This is a genomic window from Rhizobium sp. FG96, from assembly GCF_057808655.1.
Map to the genome: position 1 here is coordinate 12,840 of NZ_JBMDIL010000018.1, position 15,929 is coordinate 28,768.

At 62.1% G+C, this 15,929-nt stretch carries 17 protein-coding genes; 3 read left to right on the forward strand and 14 right to left on the reverse strand.

What is annotated here, in order from left to right:
- Positions 1-14: 14 nt before the first annotated feature.
- The 3 genes from purL to ACODR6_RS28150 all read right to left on the reverse strand — a co-directional run bounded on the left by purL (position 15) and on the right by ACODR6_RS28150 (position 4,502).
- The gene (gene purL / locus ACODR6_RS28140) at positions 15-2,249 is read right to left on the reverse strand and encodes a phosphoribosylformylglycinamidine synthase subunit PurL (protein WP_489025670.1); all 2,235 of its coding nucleotides are present in this window, start codon (positions 2,247-2,249) and stop codon (positions 15-17) included.
- Between the two features lie 127 nt (positions 2,250-2,376).
- Entirely contained in the window at positions 2,377-2,952 is a 576-nt protein-coding gene (locus ACODR6_RS28145) for an acyloxyacyl hydrolase (protein ID WP_489025672.1), read from the reverse strand.
- 131 nt (positions 2,953-3,083) lie between these two features.
- The gene (locus ACODR6_RS28150; RefSeq protein WP_489025674.1) at positions 3,084-4,502 is read right to left on the reverse strand and encodes an aminotransferase-like domain-containing protein; all 1,419 of its coding nucleotides are present in this window, start codon (positions 4,500-4,502) and stop codon (positions 3,084-3,086) included.
- Positions 4,503-4,582: 80 nt separating this feature from the next.
- On the opposite strand from ACODR6_RS28150, the gene ACODR6_RS28155 reads away from it, so the two are divergent.
- Positions 4,583-4,837, forward strand: a complete 255-nt coding sequence (locus ACODR6_RS28155; protein WP_489025676.1) for a DUF1127 domain-containing protein — start codon at positions 4,583-4,585, stop codon at positions 4,835-4,837.
- Here ACODR6_RS28155 and ACODR6_RS28160 read toward each other — a convergent pair whose 3' ends face one another.
- The 7 genes from ACODR6_RS28160 to ACODR6_RS28190 form a co-directional block, all read right to left on the reverse strand.
- On the reverse strand, positions 4,838-5,236 hold the full coding sequence (locus ACODR6_RS28160) for a hypothetical protein (RefSeq protein ID WP_112716459.1): 399 nt from the start codon (positions 5,234-5,236) through the stop codon (positions 4,838-4,840).
- Between the two features lie 47 nt (positions 5,237-5,283).
- Positions 5,284-5,955 carry a phosphoribosylformylglycinamidine synthase subunit PurQ gene (gene purQ / locus ACODR6_RS28165; RefSeq protein ID WP_112716457.1) on the reverse strand — a complete coding sequence of 224 codons (672 nt, stop codon included), beginning with the start codon at positions 5,953-5,955 and terminating at the stop codon, positions 5,284-5,286.
- A complete protein-coding gene (locus ACODR6_RS28170) occupies positions 5,952-6,209 on the reverse strand; it encodes a hypothetical protein (protein WP_489025679.1) in 258 nt (85 codons plus the stop codon). Before ACODR6_RS28170 ends, purQ begins: the two co-directional genes overlap by 4 nt.
- 19 nt (positions 6,210-6,228) lie before the next feature.
- On the reverse strand, positions 6,229-6,471 hold the full coding sequence (purS, locus tag ACODR6_RS28175) for a phosphoribosylformylglycinamidine synthase subunit PurS (protein WP_112716453.1): 243 nt from the start codon (positions 6,469-6,471) through the stop codon (positions 6,229-6,231).
- 17 nt (positions 6,472-6,488) lie between these two features.
- Positions 6,489-7,253, reverse strand: a complete 765-nt coding sequence (gene purC / locus ACODR6_RS28180; RefSeq protein WP_112716451.1) for a phosphoribosylaminoimidazolesuccinocarboxamide synthase — start codon at positions 7,251-7,253, stop codon at positions 6,489-6,491.
- A 228-nt stretch (positions 7,254-7,481) separates the two neighbouring features.
- Positions 7,482-9,704: a sensor domain-containing protein gene (locus ACODR6_RS28185; RefSeq protein WP_489025834.1), complete on the reverse strand. Its 2,223-nt coding sequence runs from the start codon at positions 9,702-9,704 to the stop codon at positions 7,482-7,484.
- A 162-nt stretch (positions 9,705-9,866) separates the two neighbouring features.
- Entirely contained in the window at positions 9,867-10,421 is a 555-nt protein-coding gene (locus ACODR6_RS28190) for an RBBP9/YdeN family alpha/beta hydrolase (protein ID WP_489025682.1), read from the reverse strand.
- A gap of 165 nt (positions 10,422-10,586) precedes the next feature.
- Between ACODR6_RS28190 and ACODR6_RS28195 the strand changes: the two genes are divergently transcribed.
- Together ACODR6_RS28195 and ACODR6_RS28200 are read left to right on the forward strand one after the other, a co-directional pair.
- Positions 10,587-11,384 carry a DUF2189 domain-containing protein gene (locus ACODR6_RS28195; protein ID WP_489025684.1) on the forward strand — a complete coding sequence of 266 codons (798 nt, stop codon included), beginning with the start codon at positions 10,587-10,589 and terminating at the stop codon, positions 11,382-11,384.
- Between the two features lie 75 nt (positions 11,385-11,459).
- Positions 11,460-12,017 carry a low affinity iron permease family protein gene (locus ACODR6_RS28200; protein ID WP_130278233.1) on the forward strand — a complete coding sequence of 186 codons (558 nt, stop codon included), beginning with the start codon at positions 11,460-11,462 and terminating at the stop codon, positions 12,015-12,017.
- A 30-nt stretch (positions 12,018-12,047) separates the two neighbouring features.
- Here ACODR6_RS28200 and purB read toward each other — a convergent pair whose 3' ends face one another.
- The 4 genes from purB to ACODR6_RS28220 all read right to left on the reverse strand — a co-directional run bounded on the left by purB (position 12,048) and on the right by ACODR6_RS28220 (position 15,770).
- Entirely contained in the window at positions 12,048-13,349 is a 1,302-nt protein-coding gene (gene purB, locus ACODR6_RS28205) for an adenylosuccinate lyase (RefSeq protein WP_489025686.1), read from the reverse strand.
- 65 nt (positions 13,350-13,414) lie between these two features.
- Positions 13,415-13,900 (reverse strand): hypothetical protein, encoded by a 486-nt coding sequence (locus ACODR6_RS28210; protein ID WP_130278235.1) that lies wholly within the window; start codon positions 13,898-13,900, stop codon positions 13,415-13,417.
- 28 nt (positions 13,901-13,928) lie between these two features.
- Entirely contained in the window at positions 13,929-14,606 is a 678-nt protein-coding gene (rpe, locus tag ACODR6_RS28215; protein ID WP_112716439.1) for a ribulose-phosphate 3-epimerase, read from the reverse strand.
- Between the two features lie 87 nt (positions 14,607-14,693).
- Complete coding sequence (locus ACODR6_RS28220) at positions 14,694-15,770, reverse strand: ABC transporter substrate-binding protein (protein WP_489025689.1); 1,077 nt, start codon at positions 15,768-15,770, stop codon at positions 14,694-14,696.
- Positions 15,771-15,929: the final 159 nt, after the last annotated feature.

A 15,929-nucleotide genomic window follows, 5' to 3' on the forward strand; every position in this document is an offset into this window, starting at 1 on the left:
TTACTCCTTGCGCATCATTCCGCAGCGGCGAGTGCGCCGCGGCCATCCATGAATTCAGGGAACCACGATTCATGGGCGTTGCGCAATTGCTGAATGGGCAGTGCGATCAGATCATCGACCACGAGGCTCTGGCCGGAAACCGTGCCAAGGCGCCGGAAGGGGACGCCAGCGCCTTCCGCATTGGCGCAGACGAAATCGGCGACATCTGCCTTCACGGCGACGACGTAACGGGCCTGGTCTTCGCCGAAGAGCAGCGCATGCGGCGCGCCCTTGCTGTCCGAGAGGCTGACATCGAGACCCTTGCCCGAGGACATCGCCATTTCGGCGAGCGCCAGTGCCAGACCGCCCGACGAAATGTCGTGGCAGGCGCTGATCTGGCCGTTGCGGATCGCGGAGCGGACGAAGTCGCCGTTGCGGCGTTCGGCGAAGAGATCGACCTCCGGCGCACCGCCATCGGTGCTGCCGATGATGTCGCGCAGGTAGATGGAGGAGCCGAGATGGCTGCCGTCGGTGCCGATCAGGATCAGCTGGTCGCCTTCAGCGGCGCTGCCGATGCGGGCCATCGACTTCCAGTCGGGCAGCAGCCCGACGCCGGCGATGGTCGGGGTCGGCAGGATGGCGACGCCGTTGGTTTCGTTATAGAGCGAGACATTGCCCGAGACGATCGGGAAATCGAGGGCGCGGCAGGCTTCGCCGATGCCCTTGATGGATTCAACCAGCTGGCCCATGATTTCGGGCTTTTCGGGATTGCCGAAATTCAGGTTGTCTGTCGCAGCCAGCGGCTCGGCGCCGGTTGCGGTGATGTTGCGCCAGCATTCGGCTACGGCCTGTTTACCGCCTTCGAACGGGTCGGCCTCAACATAGCGCGGCGTGACGTCTGAGGAGAAGGCGAGCGCCTTGGTCGGGTGACCCTCGACGCGGACGACACCGGCGTCGCCGCCGGGCAGCTGCAGCGAGTTGCCCTGGATCAACGTGTCGTACTGCTCATAGACCCAGCGGCGGCTGGACTGGTTGGCGGAGCCGACGAGGTCGAGCAGGGCCTTGTTGTAGTCCTCAGGTGCAGCGACCAGTTCGGCCGGCAGCGGCGCGCGCTTGCCGGATTCCCGCCAGGGGCGATCATATTCCGGAGCCTGGTCGCCGAGATCCTTGATCGGCAGGTTGGCGACTTCCTCACCCTGGTGGACGCAGCGGAAGCGCAGGTCATCGGTGGTCTTGCCGACGATGGCGAAATCGAGGCCCCACTTGACGAAGATCGCCTTGGCGACCTCTTCCTTCGATGGCTCGAGAACCATGAGCATGCGCTCCTGGCTTTCCGACAGCATCATTTCATAGGCGGTCATCTGCTCTTCGCGGACGGGAACCGTGTCGAGGTCGAGCAGGATGCCGAGATCGCCCTTGGCGCCCATTTCGACCGCCGAGCAGGTGAGGCCGGCCGCACCCATGTCCTGGATGGCGATGACGGCACCGGTCTTCATCAGCTCGAGGCAGGCTTCCAGCAGGCACTTTTCGGTGAAGGGGTCGCCGACCTGAACGGTCGGGCGCTTCTCTTCGATCGACTCGTCGAATTCGGCCGATGCCATCGTCGCGCCGCCGACGCCGTCGCGGCCGGTCTTGGCGCCGAGATAGACGACGGGCAGGCCGACGCCCTTGGCTTCAGAGAGGAAGATGGCGTTCGACTTGGCGAGGCCAGCGGCAAACGCGTTGACGAGAATGTTGCCGTTATAGCGGGCATCGAATTCGACTTCGCCGCCGACGGTCGGGACGCCGAAGGAATTGCCGTAGCCGCCGACACCGGCAACGACGCCGGAAACGAGGTGACGGGTCTTCGGGTGGCTCGGCTCGCCGAAGCGCAGCGCGTTCATCGCGGCGATCGGGCGGGCGCCCATGGTGAAGACGTCGCGCAGGATGCCGCCGACGCCGGTCGCCGCACCCTGGTAGGGTTCGATGTAGGACGGGTGGTTGTGGCTTTCCATCTTGAAGACGACGCAGTCTCCGTCATCGATATCGACGACGCCGGCATTTTCGCCCGGACCCTGGATGACGCGCGGTCCCTTGGTCGGCAGCGTGCGCAGCCACTTCTTGGATGACTTGTAGGAGCAGTGCTCGTTCCACATGGCCGAGAAGATGCCGAGTTCGGTGAAGGTCGGCTGGCGGCCGATCAGATCCAGGATCCGCTGATATTCATCCGGCTTCAGGCCGTGGCTGGCGATGAGTTCGGGGGTGATCGGGCGGGTATTGGATATGGTCATGAGCTCTCGAAAGTCCCTGCCGTTGCGCGTTTTGCGGTGTCTTTAACCCAAGTTGGCCGCGCGCGCGACAGGAAAATGGCCGCCGTCAACAATGAGGCTCTGAGGCGCCTTTCGAAGTGGCAGATGCCTAGAATTTATAGCCGAGCTGCAGGCCAGCGCGGGTCATCCCTTCGTTCGGGCCGTCGCAGAGATTGGCATGCGAGGAATGGGCGACCTGAGCCATGACATTCCAGTGATTGTCGAAGCGATAGCCGGCGCCGATATATTCGTGAAACAGCACGCGGCAGCCGAGCGCCGGGCCGTCGTCGTTGTGATCGAGCTCGCCGGTATGGATGACGCCGCCGAAACCCGCCTCGGCGAAGAGCTTCTCGGAAAAGTCCGCAGTCCAGGAGAAGCCGGTGAAGACTTGCGTGGCGGAGCCGGAGGTGCCAATCGAGGTACCCAAGTGAATGCGCGGCCGCGCAAGCTTCTGCAGGCCGGTGGCTTCGTCATGGCCGAATGGATCGAAGAAGAGGGTCACTTCGGGAAAGACGCCGTCTTCATGTTCGCTGCCGCCCTGGATGGACGCTGAGGCTCCGAAGCGCAGTTCGTCGAATATCTGGTCCTGTGCATGCGCGGGCAGGCTCGATGCACCGGCGGCGAGAACCGCGACGGTGGATGCAGACAGGAAACGCAGGACCACTTTGCGGATACAAGCGTTCATCGGTTTCCCTCGCGCTGATCGAATCGCAGCATGCGCTGCTGATCGATTGGTACCCAGCGAGGGGCAAAGGTAAAGCCGCCCCTAAAATATGACAGTTTTTGGCGACGTGCTGAGTCTGAAATGCAACAGGATCAGACTTCGCTGTCGTAGGAGGAGACACCGCTTTCGAGCAGGCGCCGCAGGGTCGTCAGTCCGCGGGAGAGCTCGGTGACATCGGTCGGCGAAGAGAAGGAAACGCGGACGCGGTGATAGACGCGCTCAGAGCGCGCCGACTTGAACTCGTCTTCGTCGTCGATCAGCACGCCTTCCTGATAGGCAGCATTCTTGAAGGTGCCGGAATGCCAGGGGTCGGGAACCTTCAACCACAGGAAGGGCGCGTGCGGATGGGAGACGAAATCGAAACCGGCGAGATGTTCGCGCACGATCGCCTCGCGGCACGCGAGCTCCTTGACGCTTGCGGCGCGAACGCTGTGGGCCTCACCTGACTCGACGAGCCGCGCGGCGGTCTCCGCCAAAATGAAGGGCAGGCCGCCGGTGATCATCTTGTGCGTCACCTTGATGCGCTGCGCAAAATGCGGCGGGCAGGCGGCCCAGCCGCCGCGAACACCGGCGGCGACGGATTTCGACAGGCCATTGATCAGGAACGTTCGCTCCGGCGCGAGTGAGGCGAGCAGGGGCGTCGTATCGCCGGTCATGCCGCCATAGAGATCATCTTCGATCAACCAGACGCCGTGGCGCCGCGCGATCTCGGCGATTGCCTGGCGCCTGTCGAGCGGCATGGTCGCGAGCGTCGGATTGTGGGCGGTCGGCATCAGGAAGGCGAGCTTCGGATGTTGCTGGTGGCAGACGCGCTCGAAATCCTCGGGGATGACGCCGTGCTCGTCGGAGTCGACGATGATCGTGCGGCGGCCGAGGATGCGGGCGCTGCGACTGACCTGCGTATAGGTGAGGTTCTCGAAAACAATCTTATCACCGGGTGAGGACACGGCGGAGATGATGGCGATTGCTGCGGCGTGGACGCCAGAGGTCGGGACAATATTGGCGGCATCCGGCGACCAGCCATTGCGCGACAGCCACGTGCGTCCGGCGGTGAACCAGTTCTGCGGAAAGGTTCGCGAATACGATGAGACCTCGGACATGTGCTGCTCGCCGATTTCGCCGAGGATGCGCCCGACAATCCTGCCCTGGCCGAGATCGGGTGCCGCGGTTGTGTCGAAGCGGATCTTGTTCGGCGGTGCGTCGATGGCGCGGGTGCCGCCGAGCGAAATCGTCAGCGGGTCGACCTGTTCGCTTGGCGAGGCCTGATTGCGGTCGATGACATAGGTGCCGCGGCCGACTTCGCCGGCAACGAGGCCCCGCTCGTGAACGAGCGCATAGGCCCGGCCGATCGTGCCGATTGTCACCCCGATATCATAGGCGAGATTTCGCTGCGGCGGCAGCTTGCTGCCGGCGGGCAGGGCGCCGCTGGCGATGGCGGATTCTATGCTGTCGGCCAGCCGCATATAGACCGGGCCGGAACCGCGCGAGAGATCTGGGAGCCAATTTGTCATGGTGACAATGAATAGATTGTCACCCTTGCGCTGTCAAGAATATGAGACATTTACGCCGGCCGAACGATAGGAGGATGGCGATGTCGATAATGCCTCAGATAAAGGGTGAAATTGTACCCATTGCATCGGTAAGCGATCCGCGCGTCATTGCGCCCCGCGTCACAACGACCGGCGGGACATGGCTTGAGCGTCTCTGGAATGGATTTATCGAATGGCACAGCAAGCGCGAGGGACGCCGGGCACTGCGCGAGCTGACGGCTGATCAGCTCAAGGATATCGGCATGTCGCAGTCCGATGCGGCCCGCGAGGTCGGCAAATCGTTCTTCTGGGATTGATCAGCTGCAGGCTTTGCTGCCCGCGGACCAGCGGTTCACGTCGGCTGCGATGCGGGCGGAGACCGGCTGGGACATCAGCGGGCCAAAGGCCTGCAGGCGGGCCGGATTACCTTCCGCCTGAACGACGAGATGCGGCAGTCCGGCAGGGCTGTTCTTGTGAACGACGAGAATGCGCGGGCGGCCGGAGAAGGAATTGAGCTCCGGCGCCAGACGGTAGGTCGCGAAGGCCGCGTCGCCCGACTTGAACCAGCAATTATTGGCGCCGACGGCAACGCGCTCCATGGTGGAGAGCGCGTCACGATTGGCGCTGACGGGCGGCGCCTTGGACTGGCAGGACGCGGCCAGCATTCCGATGACAGCAAGAGCGGCGGCAGCCGTAAGGGTGGTCGCAATGCGCATCGGTGGTCTCCAGCGGTGGTTTAGATCCACCTGATATCCGGCGAAGGTTAAGCGGCGATTACATCCAGCGCCGAAGCGAAGAGACCGCGGCCGTCGGAGCCGCCATGGGCTGCCTCGATCAGGTTTTCCGGATGCGGCATCATGCCGAGAACATTGCCGCTCTCGTTCATCACGCCGGCGATATCATTGATGGAGCCGTTCGGGTTTGTGCCTTCGGCATAGCGGAAGACGACCTGGCCGTTGCCTTCGATCTTCGCCAGCGTTTCGGCATCGGCGAAGAAGTTGCCGTCGTGGTGGGCGACCGGCGAACGTATGATCTGGCCCTTGGCATAAGCGCGGCTGAAGTCCGTATCGGCATTGACGACCTCAAGCTTGACTTCGCGGCAGACGAATTTCAGCGAGGAATTGCGCATCAGCGCGCCGGGCAGGAGACCTGCCTCGACGAGGATCTGGAAACCGTTGCAGACGCCGAGAACCTTGGTTCCCTGCTTGGCCTTCTCGATGATCGCCTGCATGACCGGCATGCGGGCAGCAATCGCGCCGCAGCGCAGATAGTCACCGTAGGAGAAGCCGCCGGGGATGACGATCAGGTCGACATCCGGAATCTGCGTTTCGGTCTGCCACACCGTCACCGGTGCGTGACCGGAAATCTTGGTGAGCGCAGCGATCATGTCACGATCGCGGTTGAGACCAGGGAGCTGAACGACGGCGGACTTCATGGGTGCGGTTCAAACCTTGCTTGTGCTTCTGCCAATTCTCGAAGTTCCAGGCGATTTTCAATGCGGTCGAGCCGATCGAGAACCTGTCCCATCGTCCCGCGCATAGTGTTGATGTCGCCTTGCATCACATGCATGTAATTTCGGAGGCCGATTATTTCCTGACGCACGTCACGCTGCCCTTCCTTGAAGGTGGCGATCTCCGTTTGAATCTTTCTCAAGACTTCAAACAGCAATTCCTGCGTCAGTTCGGCCATCGCGCATTCTCCACAACCTTCAGTCGAGAGAAATAGTATAGTTCTCGATCACCGTGTTGGCGAGGAGTTTCTCGCACATGGCCTTGAGGTCGGATTCGGCCTTGGCCTTGTCTGCGCCTTCGAGCTGCAGGTCGAAGACCTTGCCCTGGCGGACCTGGCCGATGCCGGAAAAGCCGAGGCCGCCGAGGGCGCCTTCGATTGCCTTGCCCTGCGGGTCGAGAACGCCATTCTTGAGCGTGACGGTTACACGAGCTTTGATCACTTGCCGATTTCCCTGACTTACTTGACCAATACAGGCCCGGTGCCGCGCACGGGCTCGTTTTCATTGATGATGCCGAGGCGCCGCGCGACTTCGGAATAGGCTTCGAGCAATCCGCCCATATCGCGGCGGAAGCGGTCCTTGTCCATCTTTTCGCGGGTCTCGATGTCCCACAGACGGCAGCTGTCCGGGGAGATTTCGTCGGCGAGGATGATGCGCATCATGTCGCCTTCGAAGAGGCGGCCGCATTCGATCTTGAAATCGACGAGCTGGATGCCGACGCCGAGGAAGAGGCCGGTCATAAAGTCGTTGACGCGGATGGCGAGTGCCATGATGTCATCCAGCTCGGCAGGGTTGGCCCAGCCGAATGCCGTGATGTGTTCTTCGGAGACCATCGGATCGTCAAGCGAATCCGACTTGTAATAGAATTCGATGATCGAGCGCGGCAGGACCACGCCTTCCTCGATGCCGAGGCGCTTGGCGAGCGAGCCGGCGGCGACGTTGCGCACAACGATCTCGAGCGGGATCATCTCGACTTCGCGGATCAACTGCTCGCGCATGTTGAGGCGGCGGATGAAATGCGTCGGGATGCCGATCTTGTTCAGATGGTTGAAGATGAACTCGCAAATGCGGTTGTTCAGAACGCCCTTGCCGTCGATAACTTCATGCTTCTTCTTGTTGAAGGCGGTGGCATCATCCTTGAAGAACTGGATCAACGTACCCGGTTCCGGTCCCTCATATAGAATCTTGGCCTTGCCCTCGTAGATACGGCGGCGACGGTTCATTTTAAGCTTTTCTCTGTCTTGGCGCTCTTGGGATAGCGCAGTGGATCGATCTCGTGGCGTCCCCATAAAGGAAAAGAGTGACTTTCACAATGCGCCAGTAGCTCCTTCCCCGGATTCCCAAGATATAGGGATGCCGCCTGAGAGAATCGAAGATATTGCGGATATCAGCCTACAGAGTTTTGGTGACTGTTGGAAATCAAAGCCGCGTGGCGGGCCGGTTATGCAAGCTTATTTGGTGCCGTTGCGCTTGATCTCGCGGCTGAGGCCGCTTTGCAGCGCGCGTGCGCCGCCTTCCGGATGACGCCAGCTGGCGGCCTGGACATAGGCCGGGATCTGCGCTGCAGGCATCGGACGGGCCAGCGCATAGCCCTGGAGGACGTCACAGCCGAGATCGGCGAGAATGCGGACGTGATCCATGGTCTCGACGCCTTCGGCGGTCACCAGAATGCTCAGCGAGCGGCCGATATCGATGATCGAGCGCACCAGTTTTCGCTGCTCTGCCGATTGCGGCAGCATGCGGATCAGCTCGCGGTCGATCTTCAGGGTGCGCGGGCTGAGCTTCAGCAGGCTGACGATCGAGGCGTGGCCGGTGCCGAAGTCGTCGATCTCGATGTCGATGCCGAGGCGGCGGATCTGCCTGAGATTCGCGATGACGGCATCATCGCAGTCGTCGAGCGAGATCGATTCCAGAAGTTCGAAGGAGAGCGTGCCCGGCTCGACCTTCAGCGCCTTCAGCTTTTTGCCGAGCGTCGGGTCGTTAAGGCGACCGGAGGAAACGTTGACGGAGATTTTCGGCGTGCGGAAGCCCTGCTTGGCCCAGGCGGCGCGGTCGGCGAGCGCATGCTCGAGGATGAGGCCGTCGATCGTCGAGACGACGTCGAGGTCCTCGGCGATCTTCAGGAAGCGATCCGGCGCCATCAGGCCGTGTTCGGGATGCTGCCAGCGGGCAAGCGTTTCGACGCCTGCGACTTCGAGCGTGCGGGCGTTAAACTGCAGCTGGTAGACGGGGACGAATTCGTGGCGTTCCAGACCCTGCAGGATCTCGTCGGCAAGGCGCTTGGCGGCAATGATGCTGCGGCGGGCGTCCTTGGAGAAGAATTCATGCCGGTTGCGGCCGGCGCCCTTGGCGCGGTAAAGCGCGATATCGGCGTTCAGCAGCAGTTGCTTGGCATCGAGATCGGCGCCGCTATCGGCGGCAATGCCGATGCTGGCGCCGAAGCGGCATTCGTGTCCCTCGTAGCGGATCGGCTTGGAGAGTTCGCGGATGATGCGGGCGGCCATGTTCGACAGTTTCTTGGTGCCGCTGTCGATGGCGCAGAGGACGACGAATTCATCGCCGCCGATACGAGCGACGAAATCGGTCGAGCGGACGCAATCCTTCAGGACCTTTGCTGCGTGTTTCAGCATCGCGTCACCAGCGCGGTGGCCGAGCGTGTCGTTGATCTGTTTGAAGCGGTCGAGATCGATATGCAGGACGGCGAGCGTCAGGCTGCCGTTGCGGCATTCCTCGGCGCGCTCGTCCAAGGTGCGGTCGAGATAGCGGCGGTTCGGCAGGCCGGTCAGGTAGTCGTGAAGCGCAAGGTGCTCGATGCTTTCCTTGGCGGCCTCCAGTTCCTGGTTGCGCGCCTCGGCGAGGTTCTTGGCATTCTGCAGATCGTTGCGGAGCTTGACCTCTTCGGTGACGTCCCAATTGGCGCCGATCAGCTTGCGCTTGCCTTCTGCATCGACGAAAAACGCCGAGCGGGCGCGGATGACGCGCTCGATGCCATCGGCCCTGATAATGCGGAATTCGTGCAGCAGGCCCTGGTCCTTGTCGAGGCTCTCGTCGAGGCGGGAGAGCGCGCGGACGCGGTCATCAGGGTGCAGCATCTTTTCCCAGGCTTCGCCCGGTTTGACGCGCGCCGTGCCTTCGAGCCCGTACATGGCCAGCAGGCGGTCGTCCCATTCGACGGCATCGGCCTCCAGATCGGCCTCGAAGACGCCGATGCGGGTGATGTCGAGCGCCAGATCGAGGCGGCGGGAGAGGTGCTCCAGCATTTCCTCGGCACGCTTGCGGGCGGTGATATCGGTGTCAGTGCCGACGATGCGGGCGGGGTTGCCGTTCTCGTCCCATTCGACACAGGCGCCGCGGCATTCGATCCAGACCCAGTGGCCGTCCTTGTGACGCTCGCGATATTCGAAGACCTGAAAATCGGGATCGCCGGCGATCTGCTTGTCGATCGCCTCGATGACGAAGTCGCGATCGTCAGGGTGGAGAAGCGCCAGCCATTCTTCGTAGTCGCCGTCGGCGCTCTCATCCGGGCCCATGCCGCGGATTTCTTTCCAGGTCTCTGAGTAGTATTTGGTGCCGGCGCGGTGATTGTGATCCCAGACGCCGAGACCCGAGCCGATCAGCGCGTAGTTCCAGCGGCTCTCGCGCTCTGCAAGATCAGGCGTGTCGTGGATTTCCAGCCGCCGTTTCTCGTCGGGCTTGGCCTGCTGTGCCGCGGTCTTCGCCTTTGGGTCTTTGCTGGATTGCTTCAATGCGCGCACTCGATCTGCTGATTGCGCGCATTATCCATGTCTTCGCTAAAATAACTATTAAACCCCAAATTTTAGAGGGGCGGCAGGGCTCTACGGTTTCAGCTTCGAGAGAAACTGGGCAAAGACCATCGTGCCTTCTGGCCAAGGACCGTGGCCGGACTCCGAATTGATATGGCCGGATTCGCCCGCGTCGATCAGCAGCGAACCCCAGCTCGCGGCGATGTCATCGGCATGTTCATAGGTGCCGAAGGGATCGTTGCGGCTGGCGACGGTGATCGCCGGGAAGGGCAGCGGATCGCGCGGATAGGGGCCGAAGGTCATCAGATGCTTCGGGCGGATATCCGGATTTGCGACATCGGGCGGTGCCACGAGGAAGGCGCCGGCAACCTTGTTCTTGAAATGCGGGATCGCGTGGATCGTCGAGGGAACACCGAGCGAGTGGGCGACCAACACGACCGGGCGCGTCGAGGCGTTGACCTCCTCGGCGATGCGGGCGATCCAATCGTCGCGGACGGGCTTCGACCATTCGGCCTGCTCAACACGGCGCGCCGTGCTCAGCTTGGCTTCCCAGCGGGTCTGCCAGTGATCGGGACCGGAATTGGTGTAGCCGGGGATGATGAGAATATCTGCGTCTGAGGCTTTCATGATGCCGCCGATGTGAGAAGGCTTGAACGTTCTGTCAAGGGAAAGCAGGACAAAGGCGGTCAAATTTGTTATTCTTGGCGATTGCCGGTTGCGGATTTCGTGTCGGCCTGTTCAAAGCCGATGCTTTTTCCGCCGCCGGATGAACGGCTCACGGAGGAGAAAGCCATGACGGCATTTCATGTCATGACGGGAGCAGGCGAAGCCTACGCGCGTCCCGCCATCAACAAGATCAGCATTGACGATGTGTTCGACGCGCTGCGGCGCGGTCTGGACGATTTTCGCGAAAAGCCGTCTCACTATGTCTTCCTGTGTCTGATGTATCCGATTGCCGGCGTGTTCCTGGCTGTCGCGACATCGAGTGCCAATCTGCTGCCGATGATCTTTCCGCTGATCTCGGGCTTCGCGCTGATCGGCCCGATCGCAGCGATCGGTCTCTACGAGATCAGCAAACGACGCGAGATGGGCGAGGACACGTCCTGGCGGCATGCGTTCGACGTACGCCATTCGCCGGCGCTGCCGTCGATCATTGCCGGCGGCCTGCTGCTGTTTGCCTTCTTCGTTGTCTGGCTGGTGGCAGCGCAGACGCTCTATACCAACCTCTTCGGCGACGTCTTCCCGCGGTCGATCGATACGTTCACCGCGCAGATCTTCGGCACGCCTGAGGGCATGCAGCTGATGATGTGGGGCAATCTGCTCGGCCTCGCTTTCGCAGTGATCGTGCTGGCGACGACGCTGGTGACGTTCCCGATGCTGCTTGACCGGGATGTCGGGCTTGTCGCGGCAATGAGCGCCTCGATCCGCGCCACGCTGACTAATCCCATTCCGGTACTGGTCTGGGGCTTCATCATCGCCGCGCTGCTGGTGATCGGTAGCATCCCGCTCTTTGCCGGCCTGGCGCTGGTGATGCCGATCCTCGGCCATGCGACCTGGCACCTCTATCGCAAGCTGATCGGACCGGCCTAAGCCTGTCAGCAAGCGTACCGGAACTTTGCTGCCTCTCTCAGAGTTGTTTTGTCATGTCTTTGAGGGAGGCAACTCATGGAAGGTGCGAAGAAGCTTTTCGCGCATTTCGCAACGAAGGTGTCGGAGCTGGCAGGTGCGCCGGTCACCTTCGTTCTCGCCGTCATTTCCGTCCTGATATGGGCTTCACTCGGGCCAGTCTTCGATTATTCGGAGACGTGGCAACTGGTGATCAATACCGGCACGACGATCGTTACATTCCTGATGGTTTTCGTGCTGCAGAACGCGCAGACCCGCGACACCCGCGCCATTCAGGCGAAGCTCGATGAAATCATCCTGACCAGCCATGCCGAAAATCGCTTCATCGGCATCGAGAACCTCGATGAAGACGACCTGAAGCATCTGGACCGGCTGGTTGCCAAGGCAGCGAAGGGGCGGACAAATCAGACCAATGGCGACGTGGCGCTGGCGGACGAGCCGAAGAAGCAAAAGGGCAACAAGCGCGCCCGGGCAGCCGCCGAGCTCAAGATCAGCCAGGCGGCCGATAAGCCTGCGGCACCGCGCAAGGCCACTCCGCAGAAGGCGACAGCCGCGAAACCGAAGCCGCGCAAGCAGAAAACAAAAACGGCGCCCTGAGGCGCCGCTTCATTGTGTTGTGACCGGCAATCAGCCGAAGACGCGCTTGAAGATCGTGTCGACATGCTTGGTGTGGTAGCCAAGGTCGAACTTCTCGCGGATATCGGCTTCGGAGAGCGCGGCGCGCACTTCCTGGTCGGCCAGCAGCTCTTCGAGGAAGTCCTTGCCCTGTTCCCAGACCTTCATGGCGTTGCGCTGCACGAGACGATAAGCGTCTTCGCGGGACACGCCGGCCTGGGTCAGCGCCAGGAGAACGCGCTGGGAGTGGACGAGACCGCGGAACTTGTTGAGGTTCTTTTCCATATTCTCGGGATAGACGACCAGCTTCTCGATAACGCTGGCGAGACGGTTCAGCGCGAAGTCGAGGGTGATCGTCGTATCCGGGCCGATGGCGCGCTCGACGCTCGAATGGCTGATATCGCGCTCATGCCAGAGGGCCACGTTTTCCATGGCGGGGACAACCGACATGCGCACGAGGCGCGACAGGCCAGTCAGGTTTTCGGTGAGAACCGGGTTGCGCTTGTGCGGCATGGCCGACGAGCCCTTCTGGCCCGGCGAGAAGAATTCTTCGGCTTCCAGCACTTCGGTGCGCTGCATGTGACGGAATTCGATGGCGATATTTTCGATCGACGAGGCAATGACGCCGAGCGTGGCAAAGAACATGGCGTGGCGGTCGCGCGGGATAACCTGCGTGGAGACCGGCTCCGGGGTTAGGCCGAGCTTGGCGCAGACGTGCTCTTCGACGCGCGGGTCGATATTGGCGAAGGTACCGACGGCACCGGAGATCGCGCCCGTTGCGATTTCGGCGCGGGCAGCGACGAGGCGGGCGCGGTTGCGGTCCATCTCGGCATAGAAGCGAGCGAGCGTCAGGCCCATCGTCGTCGGCTCGGCATGGATGCCGTGGCTGCGGCCGATGCGGACGGTGTCCTTGTGCTCGAAAGCGCGGGTCTTCAGCGCTGCGAGAACGCGATCGACGCCGGCAAGCAGGATATCGGCAGCGCGCACCAGCTGCACGTTGAGCGTCGTGTCGAGAACGTCGGACGAGGTCATGCCCTGGTGCACGAAGCGGCTGTCGGGGCCGACGAATTCGGCGAGGTGGGTCAGGAAGGCGATGACGTCATGCTTGGTGACGGCTTCGATCTCGTCGATGCGGGCAACGTCGAAGTTCGCGGCACTGCCTTTTTCCCAGATGGTCTTTGCAGCTTCCTTCGGGATGACGCCGAGCTCGGCCAGCGCATCGCAGGCATAGGCTTCGATCTCGAACCAGATGCGGAACTTGGTTTCGGGCGACCAGATGGCGACCATCTCTGGGCGGGAGTAACGCGGGATCATGGCTCACTGCTTTCGTTGGTAGACAAAACTTGCTGGCGCCCCTGTAGCAAAGACGCGCGGCAATCTCAACGCATGCGTTTCGCAAGCACCAAACTGGTGGCCAGCAGGCAGACGAGGCCGAAGGGCAGAAACAGGCGAACGCCGAGGACCGCAAACTGGTAGACGGCATTGGCGCCGGTGAAGATGAACTCGAAAATCCAGATGACGCTGCCGAAAGGCGCATGCCAGCGCGAATAGAAGATGCGGTAGTCCATCGAGAACAGAAACGCCGTCATCAGGATGGTGCCTGCGGTCAGGCAGGCGAAGAAGGCGGCAAAGCGCGTCTCGACCGGGCGCCGCCAGGCGAAGAAGCGGGCGAGCGGCAGCATGAAGGGCCAGGCGAACAGGCCGCCGAAGAAATAGAGCAGTGCAAGTTCAGCCAGGTGGCTGGTTTCGAAGCGGTTTCGGGCATAGAGCGCCGCCATTGCCGACGCCGTCATCATCAGGGCCCAGAGGAGGGCGCCTGCGAAGAAATCGGCGGCGGGCGGTTTGGCGGCGCGGAAGCGTTCCATCGTCAGAGCAAACCCCGGACGGACCGGATCATGCGCGGCCGGCTTCGGCAGCGCGGCGCAGGCCGTCGATCTCGGCGCGGTAGCCTTCCAGCGATCCCGCCTTGAAGATCGCCGATCCCGCGACGAGGACGTTGGCGCCGGCCTTACCGACGATTGGGGCGGTTTCGAGCGTGACGCCGCCATCGACCTGCAGTTCGATCGGCCTGTCACCGATCAGCGACTTGGCGGCGGCGATCTTGCCGGCCATGGCCGGAATGAATTTCTGGCCGCCGAAACCTGGATTGACCGACATGATGAGGATGAGGTCGATATCATCCAGCACGTTCTCGATGACGGAGAGCGGCGTTGCCGGGTTAAGGGTGACGCCGACCTTCTTGCCGAGATTGCGGACGGTCTGCAGCGAACGGTGCAGGTGCGGGCCGGACTCCGCATGAACGGTGATGCGGTCGCAGCCGGCCTTGGCGAAGGCCTCAAGATAGGCGTCGACCGGCGAGATCATCAGATGGCAGTCGAAAGTCGCATCCGTGTAGGAGCGGACGGACTTGATGACATCGGGGCCGAAGGAGATGTTCGGGACGAAATGGCCGTCCATGACGTCGAGATGGATCCAGTCGGCACCGGCCGCGGTCACGTCTCGGACTTCCTGGCCGAGCTTGGCGAAGTCGGCGGCGAGGACGGAGGGGGCGATGCGGATCGGCAGCGTCATGTGGAACTCTCTCTCGTTAAGATGCTCGCCGCGGATTTAGCAGTGCGCGGCGCAGCGGGCAACTGATCGCAGCGCGATGACGCAGCCTCACTCCGAGGCAGCGCCGAGGATCTGGAAGGCGCCGTTGCGCCATTCCTGCAGGCGGTAGGGGTTATCCATCAGTTCGTGATTGGCGCCGAAGGTGACGGGGCTGATCGGGGTCATGAAATTCGTGCCGGTCAGGACATCGGCAAGCGGCTTGCCGTTTGCTGCCGTTACCGCCTGTTGGGCGATCGCCGCGGCTGCGGCGGCGGGAAGCACGTAGCCTTCCGGCTCGATGCCTTCAGCGCGCATTGCCTGCACGGTATCGCGGGCTTCCGGCTGGTTCGCATATTCCGGGATTGCGACGGCACGCACGCCATCTGTCAGTGCTAGCGGCTGATTGGCGGCGCGCATCGCATCGCCGCCGAGAATATCGAGCGGGATCTTTTCGGCTGCCGCATCGCGGGCGATGATCGCGACGTCGGATCGGTCGCCGCCGACGAAGACTTTGGTGGCGCCGGCGCGCTTCAGGCGGCGAACGAGGGCAATCTGCTGTTCCTGGCCTGGCCTGTAGGTGTCGGTGAAGGCAGGCTTTAGCCCGTTCTGCTCCAGCGCGTTGCGGACGGCTTCGGTCAGTTCGCGGCCATGGATGGTGCCGTCCTCGATGAGAGCGATCGGGGCTGCTACCCAGTCGCGGAGAATGACCTCGATGATCTTGGCGGCCTCGGCGCCATCAGGCGGACCAAGGCGGAAAAGCGGCCAGCCGTTTTTCAGCGAATCCTCCATCAGGATGCGCGAGCGCACGGAGACGGTGATTGCCGGGATATTGGCGTCCTTCAGCTTCGGCAGGGCGCCTTCCAGCGTCTCGCTGCAGAGGAAACCGATGGCGATCTGGACCTTGGCATTGATCAGCTGGTCGGCGAGTGCACCGCCGCTGTTTTCATCGCAGCTCTCGTTGATCGCGACGAAGGTATTGCCGTCCCTGGTGATCTGAAAATTGGCGCCGGCGAAGACCTGGGTGCCGAGCTGCTGCAGGCTGCCGCCCTGTGGGGCGACGACGCCGATCGTCACGCCGGCTGCATGGCCCGCCGATGCCGCCATCAGCAGCATCGAAACAGCAGCTATGCCACGCAGAATATTCATAAAAGTCGCCGGCTCCTGACCTTCTTCATGCCCTTTTATCCGGCGATTGGTAATCGTCAAAGAAAAACAGCGGAATAGGCAGCATTTCGTCGCGTTCATTGTAGAAAAGGTAACCGATGACCGCCATATTAGCGGAAGAACAACAAGCGGCGAGGCCGC

Coding starts and splice junctions, on each gene's coding strand:
- ACODR6_RS28200 (WP_130278233.1), top strand. CDS start 11,460: ATGGAAGGTGCGAAGAAGCTTTTCGCGCATTTCGCAACGAAGGTGTCG.
- ACODR6_RS28190 (WP_489025682.1), bottom strand. CDS start 10,421: ATGAAAGCCTCAGACGCAGATATTCTCATCATCCCCGGCTACACCAAT.
- ACODR6_RS28145 (WP_489025672.1), bottom strand. CDS start 2,952: ATGAACGCTTGTATCCGCAAAGTGGTCCTGCGTTTCCTGTCTGCATCC.
- ACODR6_RS28150 (WP_489025674.1), bottom strand. CDS start 4,502: ATGACAAATTGGCTCCCAGATCTCTCGCGCGGTTCCGGCCCGGTCTAT.
- ACODR6_RS28210 (WP_130278235.1), bottom strand. CDS start 13,900: ATGGAACGCTTCCGCGCCGCCAAACCGCCCGCCGCCGATTTCTTCGCA.
- rpe (WP_112716439.1), bottom strand. CDS start 14,606: ATGACGCTGCCGATCCGCATCGCCCCCTCCGTCCTCGCCGCCGACTTC.
- ACODR6_RS28170 (WP_489025679.1), bottom strand. CDS start 6,209: ATGGCCGAACTGACGCAGGAATTGCTGTTTGAAGTCTTGAGAAAGATT.
- ACODR6_RS28155 (WP_489025676.1), top strand. CDS start 4,583: ATGTCGATAATGCCTCAGATAAAGGGTGAAATTGTACCCATTGCATCG.
- purQ (WP_112716457.1), bottom strand. CDS start 5,955: ATGAAGTCCGCCGTCGTTCAGCTCCCTGGTCTCAACCGCGATCGTGAC.
- purB (WP_489025686.1), bottom strand. CDS start 13,349: ATGATCCCGCGTTACTCCCGCCCAGAGATGGTCGCCATCTGGTCGCCC.
- ACODR6_RS28195 (WP_489025684.1), top strand. CDS start 10,587: ATGACGGCATTTCATGTCATGACGGGAGCAGGCGAAGCCTACGCGCGT.
- ACODR6_RS28220 (WP_489025689.1), bottom strand. CDS start 15,770: ATGAATATTCTGCGTGGCATAGCTGCTGTTTCGATGCTGCTGATGGCG.
- purL (WP_489025670.1), bottom strand. CDS start 2,249: ATGACCATATCCAATACCCGCCCGATCACCCCCGAACTCATCGCCAGC.
- ACODR6_RS28160 (WP_112716459.1), bottom strand. CDS start 5,236: ATGCGCATTGCGACCACCCTTACGGCTGCCGCCGCTCTTGCTGTCATC.
- purC (WP_112716451.1), bottom strand. CDS start 7,253: ATGAACCGTCGCCGCCGTATCTACGAGGGCAAGGCCAAGATTCTATAT.